Annotated in this window: 1 pseudogene; it reads right to left on the reverse strand. The window is 39.8% G+C overall.

Annotated features, from left to right (window positions below):
* Positions 1-135: pseudogene (locus HMPREF2933_RS01805) on the reverse strand (sigma-70 family RNA polymerase sigma factor); the annotation flags it as partial.
* Positions 136-299 lie beyond the last annotated feature (164 nt).

Below are 299 nucleotides of genomic sequence, written 5' to 3' on the forward strand. Positions count from 1 at the left end.
CTGGCTTACCAACTGATAGAGCACCAACATGCCCTCTTGTTCCCAATCGCTTAATTCCCACAGGTGGACATAATATTCTCTCCGACACTTCAGCACAATTCCTCTCACCTTGGCATATAACTCCTTGAACTCCATCTTCTTCTCCTTCCTTTTTCTTACCTTTTAAGGATAGCAAACTTGAAGCTTTTAGGAGAGCTGGATAGCTGTTCTACTCTTTTCGGTTTCTATTTCGTACTTCTTAATACACCTATCTATCTCTTCAGGTACTTTTACATTCTTTTCAGCGGATAAAGTTAAAA

Origin of the sequence: Streptococcus sp. HMSC066F10 (assembly GCF_001813805.1) — a bacterium.
GTDB lineage: Bacteria > Bacillota > Bacilli > Lactobacillales > Streptococcaceae > Streptococcus > Streptococcus vaginalis.